General features: G+C 63.7%; 18 protein-coding genes. 7 read left to right on the top strand and 11 right to left on the bottom strand.

Annotated features, from left to right (window positions below):
- Nucleotides 1-201: 201 nt before the first annotated feature.
- Nucleotides 202-2511: a methyl-accepting chemotaxis protein gene (locus tag B5M41_RS05520; protein WP_134650617.1), complete on the bottom strand. Its 2310-nt coding sequence runs from the start codon at nucleotides 2509-2511 to the stop codon at nucleotides 202-204.
- Nucleotides 2512-2874: 363 nt separating this feature from the next.
- Between B5M41_RS05520 and B5M41_RS05515 the strand changes: the two genes are divergently transcribed.
- Together B5M41_RS05515 and B5M41_RS05510 are read left to right on the top strand one after the other, a co-directional pair.
- On the top strand, nucleotides 2875-3828 hold the full coding sequence (locus B5M41_RS05515) for a ring-cleaving dioxygenase (protein WP_134650616.1): 954 nt from the start codon (nucleotides 2875-2877) through the stop codon (nucleotides 3826-3828).
- 67 nt (nucleotides 3829-3895) lie between these two features.
- Complete coding sequence (locus tag B5M41_RS05510; RefSeq protein ID WP_134650615.1) at nucleotides 3896-4453, top strand: NADPH-dependent FMN reductase; 558 nt, start codon at nucleotides 3896-3898, stop codon at nucleotides 4451-4453.
- A gap of 70 nt (nucleotides 4454-4523) precedes the next feature.
- Here the strand turns inward: B5M41_RS05510 and B5M41_RS05505 are convergent, their stop codons facing one another.
- Together B5M41_RS05505 and B5M41_RS05500 are read right to left on the bottom strand one after the other, a co-directional pair.
- Nucleotides 4524-6080 carry a VOC family protein gene (locus B5M41_RS05505; RefSeq protein ID WP_134650614.1) on the bottom strand — a complete coding sequence of 519 codons (1557 nt, stop codon included), beginning with the start codon at nucleotides 6078-6080 and terminating at the stop codon, nucleotides 4524-4526.
- A gap of 158 nt (nucleotides 6081-6238) precedes the next feature.
- Nucleotides 6239-6457, bottom strand: a complete 219-nt coding sequence (locus B5M41_RS05500; RefSeq protein ID WP_134650613.1) for a hypothetical protein — start codon at nucleotides 6455-6457, stop codon at nucleotides 6239-6241.
- Nucleotides 6458-7103: 646 nt separating this feature from the next.
- Between B5M41_RS05500 and B5M41_RS05495 the strand changes: the two genes are divergently transcribed.
- Nucleotides 7104-8531, top strand: a complete 1428-nt coding sequence (locus B5M41_RS05495; RefSeq protein ID WP_134650612.1) for an efflux transporter outer membrane subunit — start codon at nucleotides 7104-7106, stop codon at nucleotides 8529-8531.
- A gap of 4 nt (nucleotides 8532-8535) precedes the next feature.
- On the opposite strand, the gene B5M41_RS05490 is transcribed toward B5M41_RS05495, so the two are convergent.
- Nucleotides 8536-9210, bottom strand: a complete 675-nt coding sequence (locus B5M41_RS05490; protein WP_167719287.1) for a GntR family transcriptional regulator — start codon at nucleotides 9208-9210, stop codon at nucleotides 8536-8538.
- A gap of 115 nt (nucleotides 9211-9325) precedes the next feature.
- On the opposite strand from B5M41_RS05490, the gene B5M41_RS05485 reads away from it, so the two are divergent.
- Nucleotides 9326-10165, top strand: a complete 840-nt coding sequence (locus B5M41_RS05485) for a fumarylacetoacetate hydrolase family protein (RefSeq protein WP_134650610.1) — start codon at nucleotides 9326-9328, stop codon at nucleotides 10163-10165.
- A 53-nt stretch (nucleotides 10166-10218) separates the two neighbouring features.
- Here the strand turns inward: B5M41_RS05485 and B5M41_RS05480 are convergent, their stop codons facing one another.
- Both B5M41_RS05480 and B5M41_RS05475 read right to left on the bottom strand, forming a co-directional pair.
- A complete protein-coding gene (locus tag B5M41_RS05480) occupies nucleotides 10219-10380 on the bottom strand; it encodes a hypothetical protein (RefSeq protein WP_167719284.1) in 162 nt (53 codons plus the stop codon).
- 112 nt (nucleotides 10381-10492) lie between these two features.
- Nucleotides 10493-11143 (bottom strand): hypothetical protein, encoded by a 651-nt coding sequence (locus tag B5M41_RS05475; protein ID WP_134650609.1) that lies wholly within the window; start codon nucleotides 11141-11143, stop codon nucleotides 10493-10495.
- 287 nt (nucleotides 11144-11430) lie between these two features.
- On the opposite strand from B5M41_RS05475, the gene B5M41_RS05470 reads away from it, so the two are divergent.
- The 3 genes from B5M41_RS05470 to B5M41_RS05460 all read left to right on the top strand — a co-directional run bounded on the left by B5M41_RS05470 (nucleotide 11431) and on the right by B5M41_RS05460 (nucleotide 15077).
- The gene (locus B5M41_RS05470; RefSeq protein WP_134650608.1) at nucleotides 11431-12222 is read left to right on the top strand and encodes a WecB/TagA/CpsF family glycosyltransferase; all 792 of its coding nucleotides are present in this window, start codon (nucleotides 11431-11433) and stop codon (nucleotides 12220-12222) included.
- A 102-nt stretch (nucleotides 12223-12324) separates the two neighbouring features.
- Nucleotides 12325-13269 carry a glycosyltransferase family 2 protein gene (locus B5M41_RS05465; RefSeq protein ID WP_134650607.1) on the top strand — a complete coding sequence of 315 codons (945 nt, stop codon included), beginning with the start codon at nucleotides 12325-12327 and terminating at the stop codon, nucleotides 13267-13269.
- Between the two features lie 128 nt (nucleotides 13270-13397).
- A complete protein-coding gene (locus B5M41_RS05460; protein WP_413713158.1) occupies nucleotides 13398-15077 on the top strand; it encodes a hypothetical protein in 1680 nt (559 codons plus the stop codon).
- 46 nt (nucleotides 15078-15123) lie between these two features.
- On the opposite strand, the gene B5M41_RS05455 is transcribed toward B5M41_RS05460, so the two are convergent.
- From B5M41_RS05455 to B5M41_RS05435, 5 genes are read right to left on the bottom strand one after another with little or no spacing between them, the layout of a single operon-like run.
- Nucleotides 15124-16569, bottom strand: coding sequence for an aspartate aminotransferase family protein (locus B5M41_RS05455; RefSeq protein ID WP_134650606.1), 1446 nt, complete (start codon nucleotides 16567-16569; stop codon nucleotides 15124-15126).
- 10 nt (nucleotides 16570-16579) lie between these two features.
- On the bottom strand, nucleotides 16580-17590 hold the full coding sequence (locus tag B5M41_RS05450; protein ID WP_134650605.1) for an NAD-dependent epimerase/dehydratase family protein: 1011 nt from the start codon (nucleotides 17588-17590) through the stop codon (nucleotides 16580-16582).
- Nucleotides 17591-17638: 48 nt separating this feature from the next.
- Nucleotides 17639-18061, bottom strand: a complete 423-nt coding sequence (locus tag B5M41_RS05445; RefSeq protein WP_134650604.1) for an EamA family transporter — start codon at nucleotides 18059-18061, stop codon at nucleotides 17639-17641.
- Nucleotides 18062-18068: 7 nt separating this feature from the next.
- Complete coding sequence (locus B5M41_RS05440; protein WP_134650603.1) at nucleotides 18069-19421, bottom strand: FAD-binding oxidoreductase; 1353 nt, start codon at nucleotides 19419-19421, stop codon at nucleotides 18069-18071.
- On the bottom strand, nucleotides 19421-20860 hold the full coding sequence (locus tag B5M41_RS05435; RefSeq protein ID WP_134650602.1) for a UbiA family prenyltransferase: 1440 nt from the start codon (nucleotides 20858-20860) through the stop codon (nucleotides 19421-19423). Before B5M41_RS05435 ends, B5M41_RS05440 begins: the two co-directional genes overlap by 1 nt.
- Nucleotides 20861-21065: the final 205 nt, after the last annotated feature.

Genomic DNA, 21065 nt, shown 5'->3' with positions numbered 1-21065 from the left:
GCAGGAAGCGTGCCAGCTTCGTTATAACCAATAAAATATAAATGATTCAATGTTGTAAATGAGACCCTAAAATAAAGCCTCTATGCCTTCGCACCAAAACAGACCAAAATTCATGCAGCGCACAAAACTTAAGCACGCTTTTCGATGCAGTTGCGAAAGGCGGCTCTCCGTGGCCGCCCTCCTGAGGTCTGACGGCAAATCTCAGAATTCTTCCCAATCCTGCGCGGCGGCCTGCCCGCCGCCCATCGCCGCGACGAGCTTGTTGCCGCGCGCACGGGCGCCGGATGCGACGGGACGGTGTTCGCCCGCCGATGCGATCGTCGGGCGCGCAGCAATGCCGCCGCCCGTGCCCAGACGGAACTGCGCGACCAGTTCGTTGAGTGCGGCGGCCTCGCTTGCCAGCGCGTGGCTTGCGGCGGTCTGCTCTTCCACCATGGCCGCGTTCTTCTGCGTCCCCTGGTCGATGGAGTTGACGGCGGCGTTGATCTCGTGAAGGCCCGTCGACTGCTCGCGTGCCGAACGCACGATGGCCGCAACGTTCTCGTCGATCTCCTGCACCTGGTTGACGATCTGCGCCAGCGCCGAGCCGGTCTCGCCGACAAGCGCCACGCCGAGATTGACCTGCTCGCCGGACTTGGTAATCAGCGCCTTGATCTCCTTGGCCGCATTGGCCGAGCGCTGGGCGAGTTCACGGACTTCCTGTGCGACGACCGCAAAGCCCTTGCCGGCCTCACCGGCGCGCGCGGCTTCCACACCGGCATTGAGCGCCAGCAGGTTGGTCTGGAAGGCGATCTCGTCGATCACGCCGATGATGTTGGAAATCTCGCGCGACGAGGTCTCGATGCCGCTCATCGCGCCCACGGCCCGGCGAACCACGTCGCCGGACTTTTCCGCGCCGATGCGGGTGCGCTCGACCAGTTGCCCGGCATCCTCCGCACGCTTTGTCGCATCCTTGAGCGACGTGGTGATCTGCTCGAGCGCCGCCGCGGTCTCCTCGACGGAGGCGGCCTGCTGTTCGGTGCGCTGGGCAAGATCGTTGGAGGCCGTGCGGATTTCCGCGGATCCGGCCTGGATCGCATTAGCGTTGCCGCCCACCGACCGCAGGACGGCCTGCAGCTTTTCGACGGAGGCGTTGAAATCGTGGCGCACCTGATCGAGCGAACCGGCAAAGCTCTTCTCGATCCGACAGGTCATGTCACCGTCCGCCAGCTTCTGCAGGCCGTCGGCAAGGGCCTCGACGGCCACGCGGGTCTGACGCTCGCGCTCGGCGGCCTCTTCGGCGCGCTGCCGGCGCTCCTCTTCGGAAAGGGCGCGGCTCTGTTCCGCCTCCCCTTCCAGGCGAACCTTGGCGAGCGCGGCATCGCGCAGCACGGCAAGCGAGCGCGCCATTTCACCGATCTCGTCCTGACGCGTCGATTCGGAAAGGTCGGCGTCCATGCGACCCGCGGCGATCGCGCTCGTCGCGTTGATCACCTTGGCGAGGCGCTTGCGGAAGCGTGCGGCGAGAGCCCAGCCGATCGCCGCCATGAAGCCCGCCGCGATGGCGATCACGACGATGGACGTGGTAGCAAGCGACGAGACGCTTGCGAAAAGCACCGATTTGGGAACGGCGACCACGGCAAACCATGTCGTATCCGGCGTCAGCGGAATTGGCACGGCCACCGCCTCGAGCGCCACGCCGGCAGGATCCGCGATCTCCTTCACCGCCCTTGGATTGGCGATCAGGTCCTGCCACGCGGCGGTGTCGAGCCCCGAATCGGCCAGCGACTTCCCGAGGAGAGCGGTATCCGGATGGCTGACGATGCCGCCGTTCTGGCTGAGCAGGGCAACGTAACCGGCACCCAGCGGCTTCAGCTGCATGACGTCGCCGGCCAGTGCATCCAGCGCGATATCCACGCCGGTCTCGCCGAGGAACTTGCCGTCGAACAGCAGCGGCACCATGAAGGACGTCATCAGCACGTTCTTGCCGCCGACGGCATAGCTGTAGGGCTCGGTCAGGAAGTCCTTACCCGTGGCCTTCGGCACCTGGTAATAATCCCCGGGACCGGGCTTGTCGTAATCGACCAGCGCTTCCAGGCCGACCTTGCCTTCGCTGCGCGCGAAATAGGGAACGTAGCGGCCCGTGGCGTCATGGCCGGGCTTGCCCTTGTAGGCATCGTCCTTGCCATCGAAGGCATTCGGCTCCCAGCCGGTGCTGACGCCGAGGGCGAAGGCATTGTCGGCCATCAGCCGCTCGAAGATCAGGTTCATCGTCTCGCGGCTCGGCGCGCCCGTCTCCTTCATCGCATAGAGGGTGGAGCGCATGTTCCAGCTCAACGCCTTGACCTGCGCGAAATAGGTCTCGACCTTGCCGGCGCTGGCCTCGGCGGCATTGACCATTTCGGAAATCGACCGTTCCTCAACCGCCCGATAGGAAAGCCAGACCAGGACACCTGCGGTGGCCACCGTCGTGGCGACACCGGCCGCCACGATGGCGAGCATGTTTCTGGCGGTCGCAGTTTTGGGCAGCATACATCGTCTCCTGAATTGGGCGCATCGGCGATCGGTGGGAAGGCTCGGACATGCCGCCGCGAGCGGCCCGGAGAGACGAAATTCATTTCGCAACGATAAACGTAAGCATGTGCTGGTTTACGAAACGATAAAATTTAACGGAACGATTTGCGTCGCACCAAAAACATGCCCCTTGCACAGGAACGGAACGACCGGATTTCCCCTTAACCAACGATACGGCAGAAATGGCCGTTCAATAAAAGTGAACAATCCGTTCGTCCCGCCCGGGCTTTCGGGAAATGCGGCGACAAACGATATTCGGACCAACGACAGGCCTCGCCCCGAGGCCGCCCGATGTGCCGGAGTTCCGGAGAGGAGTTCAACATGACCATGCAACTGACAGGCATCCACCACCTGACCGCGATCACCGCGAATGCGCGCGAGAACCTGCGCTTCTATACGAAGGTTCTGGGTTTGCGCCTCGTCAAGAAGACGGTCAACCAGGACGATACCAGCGCCTACCACCTATTCTACGCCGACGGCCTTGCCTCGCCGGGCTCCGACCTCACCTTCTTCGACTGGCCGGTCGGCCATGAGCGGCGCGGCACGCACAGCGTCTCCCGCACGGGCCTGCGCGTCGCCAGCCTGACGTCGCTCGAATGGTGGAAGGCACGCCTTGCCGAACACAAGGTCAAGGCCGGCGACATCCGCGACGTCGCGGGCCGCGCCTCGCTCGACTTCGAGGATGGCGAAGGCCAGCGCTTCCGCCTGACCGTGGACGATGCCGGCGCGCCGTCCAATCCCTGGGACAGGAGCCCGGTCCCGGCAGAGCACCAGATCAAGGGTCTTGGCCCGATCACGCTCAGCGTGCCTGACATCCGCAACACGCAGGCCGTGCTCGTGCAGGTGATGAACATGCGGGAAACCTCGACCTATCCCAACCCGGATGGCGAGGGCGATGTTCATGTCTTCTCGATGGGTGAAGGCGGCCCGGCAGCCGAACTGCACGTGGCCGTCGAACCGAACCTGCCGGCAGCCCACCAGGGTGCGGGCGCCGTGCATCACGTCGCGTTCCGCGCGCCTGATGTCGAGGCCCTGCATGCCTGGACGGAACGGCTGCGCGGCTTCCGCCTGCCTTCCAGCGGCGAGGTCGAGCGCTTCTACTTCCGCTCGCTCTACTTCCGCGAGCCGAACGGCATCCTGTTCGAGATCGCGACGGACGGCCCCGGCTTCGCCGTGGACGAACCGCTCGAAACGCTGGGCGAAAGCCTCTCGCTGCCGCCCTTCCTCGAACCGCGCCGCGCGCAGATCGAGGCCCGGCTGAAGCCGCTCGCCTGACTTGACCGAGACCCCGGCGCGACGAACAATCCGCCGGGGTTTTTCCATCCATGAACGGAGACACGAGATGACAAAACTGGTCGCTATTTCCGGCAGCCTGCGCAAGGGATCCTTCAACACCGCGCTGCTGCGCGCCGCCCTCGGCATGGCGCCGGAGGGTGTCACCATCACGGCGGGCTCCATCCATGGCATCCCGCTCTACGACGGCGATGCGGAAGCCGCCGATGGCATTCCCGAAGCCGTCGTTCGCCTTAAAGACCAGATCGCCGAGGCCGACGGCGTCCTGCTGTTCACCCCCGAATACAACAACGGCATTCCCGGCGTCTTCAAGAACGCCATCGACTGGCTGAGTCGCCCCTCCTCCGACATCCCGCGCGTGTTCGGCGGCAAACCCTTCGCCATCACCGGCGCCTCCCCCGGCAATTTCGGCACGCTCCTGTCACAGGAAGCGTGGCTGCCCGTGATGCGCACGCTCGGCACGGTGCCGTGGTTCGGCGCGAAGCTCATGGTCTCGCGCGCCGGCACCGTCATCCAGGATGGCGCCATCGCCGACGAAGCGACAGAGAAGAAGCTGCGTGATTTCGTGGCGGGTTTTGCCGCCTTCGTGCGCGATTGCAAAAGCTGACGTCTCCATTCCACCGAATCGAAAAGGGGCGTGTCCTGCGACACGCCCCTTTCTGTTTCTGCGTCCGGTATCAGCCGATGACGCGTTCCTTGTAGGCCTTCGCCAGTTCGAGATCGGCGGCGCCGATATCATGGCCGGCGCCAAGCAGCGTGTTTTCCACCGTTGCGCCGGCGGCCTTCAAATGCGCCTCCAGGTCCCCCGCATAGCGGCCGTAGGGATCCGACTGGCCGGTGATCATCAGGACGTTGGCGCCCGATAGATCGGCCTTCGGCACGGTTTCCAGCACATTCATGCCACGCAGCAGCACCGCGTTGCGGATGAGGCCCGGATGCAGGAGCATCACGGCGCCGATCATGTTGGCGCCATTCGAATAGCCTACGAACAGCGTCTTGTCCGGGTTCAGCCCGTAGGCGGCATTCGCCCCCTCCATGAAGGCCGCGAAGGCTTCCGCCTCTTGAACGATGTCCTTCTGGTCGAAGGTGACGGCGGTCAGGCGGCGGAAGAACCGCGGATAGCCCTCATCGGCGCTGCGGCCGCGGGGGCTCAGCAGCACGGCGCCCGGTGCGAGCCGCGCACCGAAGGGCAGAAGGCTCGTTTCGTTGCCGCCCGTGCCGTGCAGCAGCACGACGGCGGTTCCATCGGGATTTTCCGGATTGTGTACCCGATGGACGAAGGGAAGGTCTCTTTCACGCATTCTTTCTTCTCCCGGCAGTGAAAATTGCGGAAGCCGAGCCCGGACATCCTCCGGGTCGGCGCGGAAATGCCTCGGCACGAACAGTCGTGTGCCGAGTGTCTCAAGCGGTTCATCCACCGTCATGCCCGGACCGTCGGTCGCGTATTCGAGGAGCGAACCGCCCGGCTCGCGGACATAGAGCGAATAGAAGTAGGTGCGGTCGTGCATGTTGGTGTCGCCCGCATCTTCGTTCGCCAGCCGGCCGGCCACGGCTTCCACCGCGGCGCGATCGGGTGCGCGCAGCGCGATATGGTCGATGGTCCCCGTGCCTGGCGCCGACGTCCAGAAACCGCTCGCATCGCGGATATCCAGGATATCGCCGGCATCACCGGCCAGCCGCAGGATGCCGTTCGCGTCGGCGACCTTGCGGAAACCGAAATGGCGCTGAATGAAGTCAGCCGTCGCCGCCGGCGCCTCCGACAGGATGGTTGCACCCCTGACACGCTGGATCGCGTCCGCCGCTGCGATGTCTTTCAAGACATGCGGGGCCGGGCCCTCGACATCCGCCTCGCCGACAAGCTTGACGATGATGCCGTCGGGATCCTTCAGGCGCAGCACGGCTTCGCCGAATTCCTGCACGGGGCCGGTCATCGCCACATTGTAGCGAAGCGCGCGCGTCAGCCAGAAGCCGATGGCCTCCGGCTTGATCGAAAACGCGATCTCCGAAGGCTGGCCGAGCCCGACCCGGCCGGGAGAACCGTCCTCCCACGCCAGGAACGTGATCAGCGAGCCGGGGCTTGCGGCCGCGTCGCCATAGAAGAGATGAAGCTGGTCGGCGTCCTCATAACCGGCCGTCCGCTTGACGAGCCTGAGGCCGAGAAACCCCGCATAAAAATCGACATTCTCCTGGATTTTCCGGGTGATCGCCGTGATGTGATGGATGCCGCTAGTCATGAGGCACCTCCTTTCACGGTGAGAAAATCAGGATTTGCCGGGTCGCGCCAGCCGAGTGACGGTGAATGCATTGTTCACAAAAAGAGACCGGCCTCGCGATAAACGAGGCCGGTCGTCAACCGACATAAGACAGTGCCGGTCCATCCGATATGGATCGCTCAGGCAGCCGCGATTCGTTCCGGCGGCAGTGCCCGGGTGGCGGCAGATGGATTGCTGAGGAGGCGGCGGATCGCCGCTCGCACTTCTTCTGCCGAGGAAAAACGCTGGGAATCCAGGTCCCAGACGGAATACTTGACGGCAACGAACTTCAGCCGATCCTCATCCGGAACGACGACGCCGACGGCTTCACCACCGATTTCGATAACCTGCTTTTGCATAACAACTCCTGCCGTACCGGAGGCACAGCCAATTCTCTTTGCGATGAATTCGAAGAGGGTACTCGGATCACATTCGGCAGAACGCCGTATGCACTTTCCCTGTAATCGTTTCACGACAGGAGCTCGCCACGCGCACGGAGGCGATGCATTCGATATCGTACATGACACACTCCCTTTGGTTGGCGCCGACACCCAAACCGGATGTCAGAGGCGGACCGGATCAAAACAGCATGCGGCCCTCATGCGATGCTGCGATAGTTAATCGTCGGTGTGGCTCCTGTCAAGGAAATTCGCAGCATTTTGAAAAAAATTACCATCGAATCCACAAGACAACGCGAAACACAAAATAATGTTCGCGCTCGCAGCATTATGCAGAAAAATATGTCACAAAGACGAAAATTGGCGGGCATATCGATGACGCAACCCAGCGGCGTCACGCGGCTTGTCAACTTTCGCGAGGCGCGTATAAAATCCTCCCTAGTCGTTGCAAGGCGGACACACAGCCCTTGCGAAGCGGGGGAAAAACGCTGTGGGACCATTCTTTTTTTGAAAGGAGGCTCGATCTTCGAGCCAATTATAAATAAAGGATGAATCAGCAATCCGTTCCGTTAAGATAAGCCGAGATGGCCGGCAGGGTAGTGTGGCAATGAATTTCACCAGAGCGTTTTTTCCGCTGAGCATGATTCTCTTGTCCGGCTGTGTCGTCGGTCCGGATTACCAGAAGCCGGATGCCGTGCTGCCGGCCAAATTCTCCGAGAGCAAGGCAGCCAGCGCCGAAAACGTCACGCTGAACCCCTGGTGGGAATCCTTCCGTGACCGGCGCCTGAACGACCTCGTGCACCAGGGCCTCGCCGAGAACCTTTCGGTCCGCCAGGCGCTCGAGCGAATCACGGCCGCCGAAGCGAACGTCGTCATCGCGGGCGCCGGCGCCCTGCCGAGCCTCGGCGCGTCGGCCGAAGGCAACGTAGGCGGTCAGGACGGCAGCTATCTGCGCCGCACCACCGGCAACGACCATTCGGAAACGAAGTCCATCAGCGGGGGCCTGAGCGCATCCTGGCTGCTCGACTTCTTCGGCCAGTATCGCCGCTCGAAGGAAGCCGCGACCGCCTCGCTCGATGCGGCCTATGACGACGTGAACGTCGCACGCCTCGCCTATCTCTCCGATCTCGTGTCGAGCTATGTGAACGCGCGCTATTATCAGGAGGCGCTGGCGCTCAACCGCAAGAACCTTGAGTCGCGCCGCGAGACGCTCAAGCTGACCAACGAAATCAAGGAAGCGGGTGCGGCTTCCAGCCTCGACGTGCTGCAGACCGAAGGCCTCGTCAACCAGACGCTCGCCGAGTTGCCCGGCCTCGAAACCGGCTTCCATCAGTCCGCCAACCATATCGCGACCCTTCTCGGCGTTCCCGCCAGCACGATCACGGCCAGCCTGATCAAGGGCTCCGCCCAGCCGATGCCGCGTTATTCGACCCGCGTCGGCATTCCGGCCGACCTGATCCGCAACCGCCCCGACATTCGCGCCGCCGAACGCCGCCTGCAGGCCGCGACGGCCGAAATCGGCGTGGCCGAAGCGCAGCTTTACCCGAGCATCGAGCTCGGCGGCTCGATCGGCGCGTCCCGCAACTTCAACCTCGTGACCGGCAGCGTTTCGAACTGGTCGTTCGGCCCCTCGCTGAGCCTGCCGATCCTGAACGGCGGCGCGCTCAAGGCGCAGGTGAAGGCCGCACGCTCGAATGCGGAACAGCAGTACCTCACCTGGAAGTCCACGGTGCTGAACGCGGTCGAAGAAGTCGAGAACGCCCAGACCGCGCTCATTCGCGACGGCCAGACGGTCGCCGCCCTGCGCAAGGTGGTCAATTCCTACGAGCAGACGCTGAACCTCGCCCGCGAAAGCTATCGCGGCGGCGCCAGCACCATCCTCGATGTGCTCGATGCCGAGCGCAACGTGGCCTCGGCCCGTCTGTCGCTTGCATCCGCAATCCGCCAGCTGGCCCGCGACTACGTCGCCCTCAACGTGGCGATCGGCGGCGGCGCGGAGATCGGCGCAGCACCGGCAACGGTCGCCAGCAAGTAAGCGATCAGGGCTCGAAGAAATTCGCGAGCATCGCGGCGGTTCTGCCGTAATGCTCGCGAAGCGCCTCCGCGGCACCGTCCGTATCCCGCGCAAGCGCGCGCTCCAGCAACTCGCGATGCTCTCCCAGCACATCCCGCGCCGCGCCCGACACGCTGACGGACATGCGGCGGTAGCGGTCGGCCTGTAACGACAGTTTCCCGCAGATTTCCAGCAAGGTCGGCGAACCGCAGGCTGAGATCAGCGCGGCGTGGAACGCACCATGCCGCGCCTCCCAGTCCTCGCGCATGACCGAGGGCATGCCCTCCCGACCCTGCGGAATGCGCGCCAGAAGATGGTGCGCGGCCACGACACGCGCTTCCCAGTCCGCATCGCCCTTCATCACCGCAAGCCTCAACGCCTCGCCCTCGCACAATTGCCTGGTCGCCGTGATGTCGCGCAGCTCGGCAAGCGACAGGCGCGCGACGCTGTAGCCGCGATGATCGTCCAGCACGGTGAAGCCTTCCGCCGTCAACCGGGTCAGAGCCTCGCGGACCGGCGTCACGCTCATGCCGCACAAGGCCTGGAGCGACGAGAACCGCAGACGTTCGCCCGGGCCGAAATGCCCGGTGCGAATCGCCTGCCGAATGGCATCATAGGCATCGCCGGCGCGTGTACCCGCCCCATCCCGGTTCTGCGTCATCGACACCTCCTGTGCAAAATCCGAAGGATTTTCGAAAATCGTTGACTTGATGTACGGCAGCGGGGATGGTGTCCGCAATCGAAATCGGCAGGCCCGGCAATCAAGGGAGATCGTCATGAAACTGGTGCGCTTTGGCGCGGCGGGCGCGGAAAAGCCCGGCATCATCGATGCGGACGGCAAGATCCGCGACCTTTCGGGCGTCGTTCCCGATCTCGCCGGCGCGGTCCTCGGCCGCGAAAGCCTTGCGCGTCTGCGTGCAATCGATCCCGCAAGCCTTCCGCTCGCGCCGGAAGGCAGCCGCGTCGGACCCTGCGTGGGCCGCGTCGGCAATTTCGTCGCCGTCGGCCTCAACTATGCCGACCACGCGGCCGAAAGCGGCATGGCCGTGCCAAGCGAACCCGTGCTTTTCAACAAGGCCCCCTCCTGCATCGTCGGCCCCGACGACACGGTCCTCATTCCGCGCGGCTCGGAAAAGACCGATTGGGAGGTCGAGCTTGCCGTCGTCATCGGCGAGCGCGCCTCCTACGTCTCGGAAGCGGACGCGCTGAACTATGTGGCAGGCTACTGCATCTGCAACGATGTTTCGGAACGCGCCTTCCAGACCGAGCGCGGCGGCCAGTGGACCAAGGGCAAGGGCTGCCCGACCTTCGGGCCGATCGGCCCATGGCTGGTGACGACCGACGAGGTGGACACGAGCGATCTTGCCATGACGCTCAGCGTCAACGGCGAACGGGTGCAGGACGGTTCCTCAAGCACCATGGTCTTCAAGGTGCCGTTCCTCGTCCACTACATTTCGCAGTTCATGATCCTGGAGCCGGGCGACATCATTACGACGGGCACCCCTCCGGGCGTCGGCATGGGCATGAAGCCGCCGCGCTATCTCAAGCCCGGCGATACGATGGAAGTTGCCATTGCGGGCCTCGGCGTGCAGCGCCAGAACGTCGCCGCCAGCTGATGTCATCGAGGTGATTCGGAAGGGGCCTGCGGGCCCCTTTTTCGTGCCGGCGCTCAGTGCACCGTTGCAGGCGAGATTTCGTCCTCGAGGATCCGGAAGGCCTCGCTGAGCGCAGCCACCAAGATATCCGTCAATTCATCGGCCTCGTTTTCGAGGAGGAAGAGCGCGACCGCCGTGTTGTCCAGATCGCTGTAGTGTTCGAGGTCGTTCGACATATCATTTGTCCCCATTCCAGCCGGCACCATCCCGGTTAACGGAAAGTATAGGAACGCAGGCTTGCGCATGGCTTGTGCCGGAAAGGCACAGGAGAGGCAAGGCAAAAAGCCCTCAGCCGCACCAGGATTGGTGCTGTCCGTTCCATGGCCTTGCCAGCCCCTCGCTGACAAGGCGGTGACCGACCGACTGGCCGCCGCGCAGCACGAGATGCGGTGCAGCGCCGGTTTTTCCCGCGCCCGCGCCGCGGGCGGCGACGAGCGTCACGTTGCCCTCGTTGAGGATTTCCCGCAGGCGCAGCTTGGCGTCCCCGCCGCGCAAACGCTCGGCCTCGCAGCGTGCCTTGTCGATGGCCGGCACATCGATATCGGCAAGCCGCACCTTGCGGCCGGCATAGAGGATGGTGCTGCCGTCCAGCACGCAGTAATCGGTCTGCGTGGTGCAGATGAACCATTTGCCGGAGAATGCCGGAAGCGCCTCCGGCATCGGCACGGCTTCCGCTTTTTTCTCTCCGACGGCCAGCTTGGGGCGCGGCAAGGCAGCTTCGCGGTGCTCGACCTTGCGGCTATCCTTGTCCTTGCGCTCGATGGAAGCGGTGCGAACCGCCGAAGACCCCTTCTCGGGGCCCGGAGGCATGTTGTCCATGTAGAGCATGCCGCCGACGATTGCCGCGCCGAGCACATACCACGGCGCCATGCCGCCCTTGCGCGCGCCTGCACTTCGCCGCGTACTTGTCCGCTTCTTTCTTTTCGTCGTCTTTGCCATGGCCTTCTCCTGGCCGAGACAGTGCGACGATCTCTTGAAGATATGGTTACCGGAAAATGCAAAGGCACAGCATAGGACGGAAAGCATGCGAGAGGCGCAGAGGGTGCTGAAAAGCGGGCGCCTCGCAATACCCGCCACTTCAACGCGCGCGGGAATCCCCGATTTTCCGGGGCTTTCCCGGCCCCGGGCTTCACCGCAAATTAGTAATAACAAGGGAACGCGCTTGCACCCCCATGCCTCGCTGTGCCAGTGCTTTCGCAGACGTTGCAATGTCAGAGGTGTGCCTAATGGAGACGGACGGGCTCGGAGGAGAGCGGCAGGATCGGGTCGACCAGACCACGATCATTGGCGGTCTGCCGATCACGCTTCTCGATCTGGAGGAATCCGCGCGCCTGTTCGTCGAGGCCGCGCTTTCGGCGCGCGCCGGCAACAAGCGTCCCTACTATTCCACCTCCGCGAACGGCCAGGTCATCGCGCTCGCGCGCAGCGATGCGCCATTCAAGGCCCTGCTGCTTGGCGCCGACCAGATCCATGCAGACGGTATGCCGATGGTGCTGCTCTCGCGCTTCTTTTCCCGCAAGGCACTGAAGGAGCGCGTGGCGACCACGGACCTCGTGCACAGCGTCGCCGCGCAGGCCGAACAGGCCGGGCTCAGCTTCTATTTCCTCGGCGGCACGCCCGACGTGAACCGCACGGCCGTCGCGCGCCTTCAGGAGGCCTATCCGAAACTGCGCTTCGCGGGTGCCCGCGACGGCTACTTCACCGCCGACAAGGAAGCGGCCATCGTCGCCGAAATCGCCGCGCTGAAGCCCGATATCCTGTGGATCGGGCTTGGCGTGCCGCTGGAGCAGCAGTTCGTGGCCCGCAACATCGACAAGCTCACCGGCGTCGGCGTCATCAAGACCTCTGGCGGCCTGTTCGACTTCATCTCCGGCAAGAACAGCCGCGCACCGGCCTGGATGCAGAATGTCGGTCTCGAATGGCTCTACCGCACCATTCTGGAACCGCGCCGGCTCTTGTCGCGATACCTGAAGACGAACCCCATCGCGCTGTGGCAGATCATGTTCAACTCGCGGTGAGGCAAATCGCGGGTGAGGCACACGCATCCCCGCGTGCCCGAATTTTGCAACCGAATACAAATGCAGCGTGTGTATTTACAGCATGGTAACCCGGCGATGCGAATGCTCGATGAGCCACGGTTACGGAGCAAGGCCTTGACGTCCGTCTCGATTGTCATCCCGGTTCGCAACGGCGAGCCCTACATCGAAGAAGCGCTCGAGAGCGTGCTGCGGCAGGGCCCGCTCGTCCGCGAGATCCTCGTCATCAACGACCGCTCCACCGACGGCACCGCTGCGAAGGTGGCGGCGATGAGGGATCCCCGAATCCGGCTGCTCGACCATTCTTCGGGACGGCAAGGCGTTTCGGCCGTGCGCAATGACGGGCTTTTGCAGGCGACCGGCGAATGGACCATGTTCCTCGACGCCGACGACCGATTGCGCGACGGCGCGATTGCCGCCCTGCACAAGGGTGCGGGCGACGCGGGCACGGTGGCCGTCTATGGCGACTACGAGCGCATCAGCGAAACCGGTGCCAAGATCGGCCGCCGCAACCTGATCCGGGCGCGGCGCAAGAGCGACGGGCATGTCTTGGAGACGCTGCTTGGCCGCAACTTCATCGTCAATGGCGGCATCATGCTGGTACGGACGGAAGCGTTCCGGTCGATCGGCGGTTTCGACGAGACCCTGCGCTATGCGGAGGACTGGCACGGCTGGTGCCGGCTGGCCGCGCTCGGGACCTTCGTCTACCTGCCCGGCTGCTATGTGCTCGATTACCGGGTGCACACCGCAAGCGTCATGATGAAGAAGCTTCTGACCTATGCCGATTGCAGCCCCGCGATCGATGCGGTCTTTACGGACCCGGCCATCGTTGCGGCCGTCGCACCCGATCGCTTGACGGAGTTGCGCCGCAAGGCAGAGGCCCACATGAACGCCTATGTCGTGGCACAGGCGTTTCGCGCGCACCGCTATCGCGATGCCTTCCTTTCGCTTGCCGACACGATGCTGAACCGCCCGCGACAGAGCCCGCGCGCAATGTTGCTGTCGGCGGCCGCGCTGGCGGGAATCTGAGGCCCGGGCCTTCTTTTTACGTGAAGACCACCGCCAGTGCTTGCAACGGTCGGTCGACTCGCGCGAGTTTCGCATCTCGCTTTCCGCCGGGCCCGATGCGGCCTTGCCCAAGAACGATTGGATCGACCGTGACGCCGACAGCCCAGCAGCCTTCCGCCATCCTGCGCGCCCTCGGCGCGCCCGCATTCTGGCTCTGGCTGATCGTCGCACTGCTGGCCGCACTGCTCTGCATCCGGCTCGTGCTGCCCATCGGCCCGATGTACTGGGACACGTTCCTGTATATCGATGCGGCGCAACGCATTGCCGTCGGCCAGATGCCGAGCGTCGATTTTGCCGCGCCGGTCGGGCCCCTCGGCTACTACCTGTTCGCATGGGGGCTGAAGCTTTTTCCGGCGGCGCAGCCGCTCCTCTTGGCACAGTGGTCGCTCCTCGTCGTCATCGCCCCCCTGATGGCGGTGGTCGTAGCGGAGGTGTCGAAGACCAGTCGCGGCCTTGCCTTCGCGCTCCTCATCCCGGCACTGGCCTTTGCCGCCTTCCCCGCCAATGCGCAGTTCTACCATCCCCTGCCCGGCGTGGACGGCTTCGGCATCTATAACCGGCAGGGCGTCATCCTGCTTTACGTGCTGACCTGCGGGCTGCTCTTCCTGCCCGACGGGCGCCGGCTCGCCCTGTTCTGCGCCGTCGCAGGCCTCGCCCTGTTCACGATCAAGATCACCGGCTTTCTCGTCGGCGGCCTGCTTGGTGTCGTTGCCCTGCTGTCCGGCCGGCTTTCCGTGCGGACCGCCCTTCTCGCGGCCGTTGCCTTTGCGGTGCCGCTCGCAGCTCTTGAGCTCGCCACCGGAATGGTTTCCGCCTATATCCGCGATATCCTGCAACTCGCCGCGCTCAACGAAGGCACCTTCCTGCCGCGCTTCCGCACGGTGGTTTCGGCGAAATTCGATGTCATCGTGCCGGCGGCTGCCCTTGCCGTGCTTCTCGCCTGGCTCGATCTGCGTCATCGTGACCGCTCCGTACGCCTCCTCGACAGCAGCACGGTATGGTTCTGCGCGGCGATGGCCGGCGGCGTGATCTACGAGACGCAGAACACCGGCAGCCAGGAGTTCATCTTCATCTGGCCGGTCCTGCTGATGATCTATCGCCGCGTCGCACCACTGCAAAAGCGGACACGCGTCATCTTCGTCGCGCTCGCCGCCTTCTGCACCATCCCGACGGCATCGGCCATCGGCGCCAAGACGCTCAGGGCCGTCGCGGTGATGCCGCTTTACGAGCAGCCCGACCTGTCACGCCTGCGCAATGTCGGCGAGGTCTCGGCACGCCACGACATCCTGGCGCGCGCCGAGATGCTCGATGACCACTTTGCCAGCTTCGAACCGGCCTACGAAGACCTTGCCAGGCACGAGCAGATGCCCGGCTGGCAGTACTACGCCGAACCGGACAACCAGCTGCAATGGCTGCTCTCAGCAAACAGGATGCTGGCGGCGCTGGAAACGTTCGAGACATCGAACAACATCCGGCTCGACAGCGTCATGACGCTCGACTTCACCGACCCCTTCCCCTGGATCCTGAACCGCACGCCGACCCGCCATGTCCAGATCGGTCGCGACCCGTCGAGAACCGTCGGCGAGATGACCCCGGAGACCCGGCAGGCCATTGAGGCGACGGCGGGCGTGCTGAAGCCGAATTGCCCCTATACCTGGGCGCGACGGGATCTGCAGGCCACCTATGCCCAGGCGCTCCAGGGCCGCAAGGTCATCGCGCTCACGCCCTGCTGGGATCTGCTGCTTCGGCCCGACCTGCAGGCGCAATAAAAAAGGCCGGGTTTCCCCGGCCTTCTCTTCCCCTCAATATTGCCGGTTATTTCATCTGCGCCGTCACGAAATCGCGGACGATCTTGACGATGCCGCGCGACAGGACCTCGTCCAGCGCGGTGATGAAATCGTCCACATGGCTGCGCTCGCAGATGAGCGGCGGCTCCAGCCGGATGACGTTGCGGTTGTACTCCGTGAAGGCCACCAGCACGCCGTGATCGCGCAGCAGGTGGCTGCCGATGAAGCCGGGCAGCGAGCCCTTGAGCTTTTCGTCCAGCACGGAAAGCAGCGGACGCAGGACCATCGGCATGGCCTGGGAGAAATCGTGGAACTCCAGGCCCACCATCATGCCCTTGCCGCGCACCTCCTTGAGGAGCGTCGGATAACGCGCCTGCAAGGCCCGCAGCCGCTCGAGCAGATAGTCGCCGACCTCTGCCGAGTTGTCGATCAGGCCCTCGTCGTAAAGCACATTCAGCGCTTCGATGGACGTGATGCAGGCCTCGCCGATGCCGCCGAAGGTGGCCATGGCATGGATCATCGCCGTCTTCGGCGTGCCATAGGCCTTCATATAGACTTCGCGGCGGGCGATCATCGCGCCCACGGCCGCCTTGCCGCCGCCGAGCGACTTGGCGAGCGCCGTGACGTCGGGCACGACGCCGTAGTGTTCGAAGGCGTAGAACTTGCCCGTGCGGCCGAAACCGCACTGGACCTCGTCGGCCACCCACAGTACGCCGTACTGGTCGCAGAGCTGGCGCAGCTTCTTCCAGAAGGCCTCGTCTGCCTGGATGATGCCGCCGCCGCCCTGCACGGTTTCCAGCACGATCACGCCGATCTGCGGATCGGAGCGGAAGGCGTTCTCGATGGCTTCGATATCGCCGAAGGGCACGCGCACATTGTTTTCGACGAGCTTGAATTCGCCGCGGTAGAGCTGGCCGTCCGTGATGGACAAAACACCCTTGGTCTTGCCGTGGAAGGAGTTCGTCGCATAGACGATCTTCGGCCTGGCGGGGCCGGCGGCGCGCTCGGCCACCTTGATGGCGGCCTCCATGGCCTCCGAACCGGACGAGCCGAGGAACACCATGTCGAGATCGCCCGGCGAGCAGGCGGCAAGGTTATGGGCGAGCGCGGTCGCATATTGCGACATGAAGGCGATCGCGATCTCGTGGCGCTTCTCGTTCTGGAAGGCCTGGCGCGCGGCGACGATGCGCGGATGGTTGTGGCCGAAGGCGAGCGATCCGAAACCGCCGAAGAAGTCGAGGATCTTCCGGCCGTTCTGATCATAATAGTACATGCCGTCGGCACGCTCGACCTTGATCTTGTGGAAACCGAGCAGCTTCATGAAATGCAGCTGGCCGGGGTTGAGATGGCTGGTGAAGATCTCCGTCATCTTCGCAAGCTCGAGCGCCTTGGCATCCTCGACGGAAAGAAGGGCGGGCTTCGGCGTGACCGGCGTGGAGACCTCGGTGTGGGCGAGGCGGACTTGACTGTTCATGGTGTTCTCCTCAGGCCGCTTTGGACTGGCCGACATGGGCTTCGACGCTGCCGCCGATTTTCTTGCGATATTCCGTATAGGCGGCGATCAGCATGTCCTCGTCGCGATACTGCGGCACCCAGCCAAGCTCGCGCTCGCCCTTGGACACATCGAGAACGCACATCTCGTCGGCGATGAGGTACTGCTCGGGATCCATCAGCGGCATGTTGACGAGATCCAGCATGTTGAGGACCTGCTTGACCGCCCAGGCGGGCGTCGGCAGCAGGATCGATTTCGAGCCGGCATGCTTGACCAGGTCGCCGAGCAGCTTGCGCACCGGCGGCGGGTTCAGCGAGCCGAGATTGTAGACCTCGTTCGGCACGCCGGCCTTGAAGGCCGCATGCGCGGCCGACGCGCAGTCGAACACCGAGATGAACTGGTAGGGATTCTTGCCCGAGCCGATCATCGGCACCGGAAGATTGTTGTCGATCAGCTTGAACAGCTTGGACAGGATGCCGAGGCGCCCGGGGCCGATGATGAGACGCGGACGGAAGAGCGAGATGTTCATGCCACGCTGGCGCCACGCGGCCGCCAGTTCCTCCGTCTTGAGCTTGGAGAGCCCGTATTCGCCCAGCGGCGCGCAGGGGTGATCCTCCGTCTGCGGCCAGGTATAGGTATGGCCGTAGACCATATCGGTGGTGAAGTGCACGAGCGATTTTGCGCCCGCCGCATCCATCGCCTTGATGATGTTCTCGGTGCCGTAATAGTTGACCGGGAAGAAGAAATCGTGGCGCTTGGCGCGCACCTGGATGGGCGACAGCATCTTGGCGGACAGGTTGTAGACCATGTCGTCGGCGCCGATGCCGAGCCTGGCGATGGACGCCGGGTCCGTGACGTCGGTCTCCACGAAACGCACGTCGCGATAATGGGCGAGATCGCTCTTCACGATGTCGGCGACGACGACCTCATGGCCGTCGGCCACGAGGCGAGGTGCGAGGTAGCGCCCGACAAAACCGTCACCGCCGAAAATAATATGTTTCATGGTCCTATCCCTGTCTTATCTGATGGAGTTCTTGTTTGTGGATCGATGTCAGGTCTTGTTGAGCTTGTAGCTCGCCGCCGCGGTTTCGGCTTCGGCCGGCTTGCTGCCGCTCTGCGCAATCAGGATCGTGCCGACGCAGATGAAGGCGATGCCCGCGATCTTCAGCGTGCCCAGTTCCTCCTTGAACAGCAGCCATGCGCAAAGCGCGACGGCGACATAGGCAAGGCTGAGGAACGGATAGGCGAAGGAAAGGTCGACCTTCGACAGCACGTAGAGATGCGAGGCCATGGAGATCACGAACATCGCCAACCCGGCGAAGACCCACGGATTGAACACGATCTGGAAAATCTTCTGGATCAGCGATTCCGAGGAGAAGCTGAGCGGGCCGAGCGTGATCATGCCGTATTTCAGGAGCAGCTGCGCGGCCGCATTGGTCATGACCGTGAACAGGATGAACGGAATGTACTTCATGGTGTCCTCATATGTCCTTGCGGCCAGCGGTATCATCGCGGCCCTTTAGCGTCAGCGCGGTGCGCCGCCAGAAATCCGAGCAGAAGGCGGGGTCGCGCATGTTTTCCAGCGCTTCCCATTCCGGGAAACCGGCCTGGAAGGTCTGCGCACGCATCCGTCCGTCCTTGTAGGGATTGACCCGTCCGCCGGCCGCGACCGTCATCCGGTCAAGGGTTTCGAGCAGGGCATGGGTCGCGGCACCGCGATTGGGAAAATCCATCGTCAGCGTGTAGCCGGGTCGCGGGAACGACATCAGGCCCGGCGACGGCACAGCTCCGAACCGCTTCAGCACGGTCAGGAACGAGGCATGACCGGCTGTACGGCTGGCTTCCAGCATCGCCGGAATGACCGCACGTGCCGCATCGAAGGGAATGACGCTCTGGTGCTGGTAGAGACCGGCCGGCCCATAGAGCCGGTTCCAGTCGCCGATCCCGTCGAGCGGGTAGAAGAATGCGCCGTAACCGCTGAGATGCGGCGCTTGCTTGCGCTTCTTGGCATGGAAATAGGCGCCGTTGAACAGCCGAAGGCTCAAGCCGTTGAGCATGGAAAACGGCAGGTCGAAGGGCACGCTCAGGCGCGCTACCCCATCGTCCGTCTTGAAGTTGCCGTTTCTCGCGTGATTGCCGGTGATCAGCACGCCACGGCCGGCCGAAGCACCGGCGGCAAGCTGATCCACCCAGGCGACCGCATATTCATTTTCCGCGTCGGCGGCCTCGGCCAGATCGAAATAGCCGTCGAGATTGGCGAAGGCGGTGATCCGTTCCTCGATGTCGAGCGAGCCGACGGGCATGAGGCGGAGCTTCGCGCTCAGCACCAGACCGGTCAGGCCCATGCCGCCGATGGTGGCGGCGAAGAGACCGGAATTCTCCGAAGACGAGCAATGATGCACGACACCATCGGAGCGCAGAAGCTCCAGGCTCTCGACATGGCAGCCGAAGGTGCCGCGGACATGGTGGTTCTTGCCATGCACGTCGTTGGCGATCGCGCCGCCCAGCGTCACGAAACGCGTGCCCGGTGTCACCGGCAGGAAATAGCCGAAGGGAGCCGCATGCGCGATGATTTCGGCAAGGCTCACGCCCGCCTCCGCCTCGATGAGGCCCGTCGCGGGATCGAAATCGATGATCGCGTGGCGCGCGCGCATCGCCACCAGCGCCCCCGCATCGTTGTGGCAGCTGTCACCATAGGAGCGGCCGTTGCCATAAGCGAGCAGGCTCGGAAGCGTGCCCGTCGGGCGACGCAAGGCGTTCAGCGCGAGATCGAGCGCGAGGCCCTGTCTTTCGTGCCGGTCCACGCGACCGAAACTGTCGAACGCTCCCCGCATCACATGAAACTCGCGACAAGGAGCAGGGAGGCGCCCAGCACGATAAAGGCCTGGCTGCGCCAGTCGGTGGCGATGAACACGACGGGATCGTCATGCATCTCGCGGCGGTGCGCGAGGATCCACACACGCACATTGATGTAGAGGACGATGGGCACGATCGGCCAGATGAGCCACGGCTGCGTATAAAGCTCGGCGATTTCCCGCGACTGGATATAGAGCGACAGAACGAGCGCCGCCGCGAAGGCGGATGCCACGCCACTCTGGCCGACAACTTGGATATCCTCCGGGCGATAGCCGCGGCCGGCGATCCTGTCCCGCTCGTCGACCGTCGCGCCCTGCAATTCGACATAACGTTTGACGAGGGCGAGCGAGAGGAAGAAGAACAGTGCGAAAGCCACGAGCCAGAACGACAGAGGCAGCTCGGTCGCGGCCTTTCCGCCCAGCAGGCGAAGGCTGTAGAGGCCGGCGAGGCACAGAACGTCGATCAGAAGCATCCGCTTCACCGCCAGCGAATAGGCGGTCGTGGCGATGAGATAGATCACGATGACGAAAGCGAATCCCACCGGCAGCAGCAGGCACAGCGACGCCGCGGCAAGCAGCAGGCAGGCCGACATGGTCAGCCCGAACGGGATGGACAGCGCGCCGGAGGCAAACGGCCGGTTGCGCTTGGTGGGATGACGCCGGTCGAGCGGCAGGTCGATGATATCGTTCAGGATATAGATCGCCGAGGCCGAGAACGAAAACGCCAGGAAGGCGATGGAGGAGGCGATGATCGTTTCCGAATAGGCGATCGTATGGGCCAGCACGGCCGGGGCGAAGACGAGCAAGTTCTTCAGCCACTGATGCACCCGCAGCATCTTCACATAGGTCTTCAGGCTCGCCTTGTGGGAATCGAAGCGCTGGGTGCCGTGGCGTCTCTGATAGCGGTCGGCGGCAGGATCCGGCGCGACGATGATGGCGCTGCGCGCGACGTCGAACACGGGAATATCCGCACGGTCGTTGCCGGCGAAGTCGAAGCCCCTTTCGCCATAGGCGGCGCAGAGCGCTGACGCCTTGCGTTTGGCGGACAGGTTGTTTCCCGCACTTGTCGAATAAACCGCGCTGAAAATCTTCAACTCATCCGCGACGGCCCGGGCGATCGGCTCGGCCGATGCGGTCGCCAGCACGATCTGCCGCCCTGCCGCATGCTCGCGGCGCAGGAAGGCGAGAAAGTCCCTGCGATAGGGCAGATGGCTGGCATCCACGGTAACGCGCCGTGCGATCTCCCATTTCAGCCGCGCCTTGCCGGAGCACAGCCAGACGGGAAGCAGGAAAAGATAAAGCGGGTTCTTCTTGAGGAGAAGGAAGACGGTTTCCCACAGCATGTCCGTCGAGACGAGCGTCCCGTCCAGGTCGACCGCCAGCGGTAAATCCATTCTATGTTGTACAGGCGCGTTCATCGTCTCAATCAGCCCCCGGCCCCTCGCCCGCGCCCATGATGCGGGCCGCAGGACGGTTTGCCTCCGTGGAATTCGCCGAAACCCTAGATGGAAAGATCGGAAACTCCCGTTAATGGGATAGACCGCCACGACGTTAGAGGCCGGCAAACTGGGATTACAGTTAAGAAACCTTCAGTTTTAGTGCATCGGAACGCGACACTCCAGC

This window comes from Shinella sumterensis, from assembly GCF_004514425.2.
GTDB lineage: Bacteria > Pseudomonadota > Alphaproteobacteria > Rhizobiales > Rhizobiaceae > Shinella > Shinella sumterensis.
The sequence above is the reverse complement of the archived record's forward strand: the minus strand, read 5'-3'. Positions and strand labels throughout refer to the sequence as shown.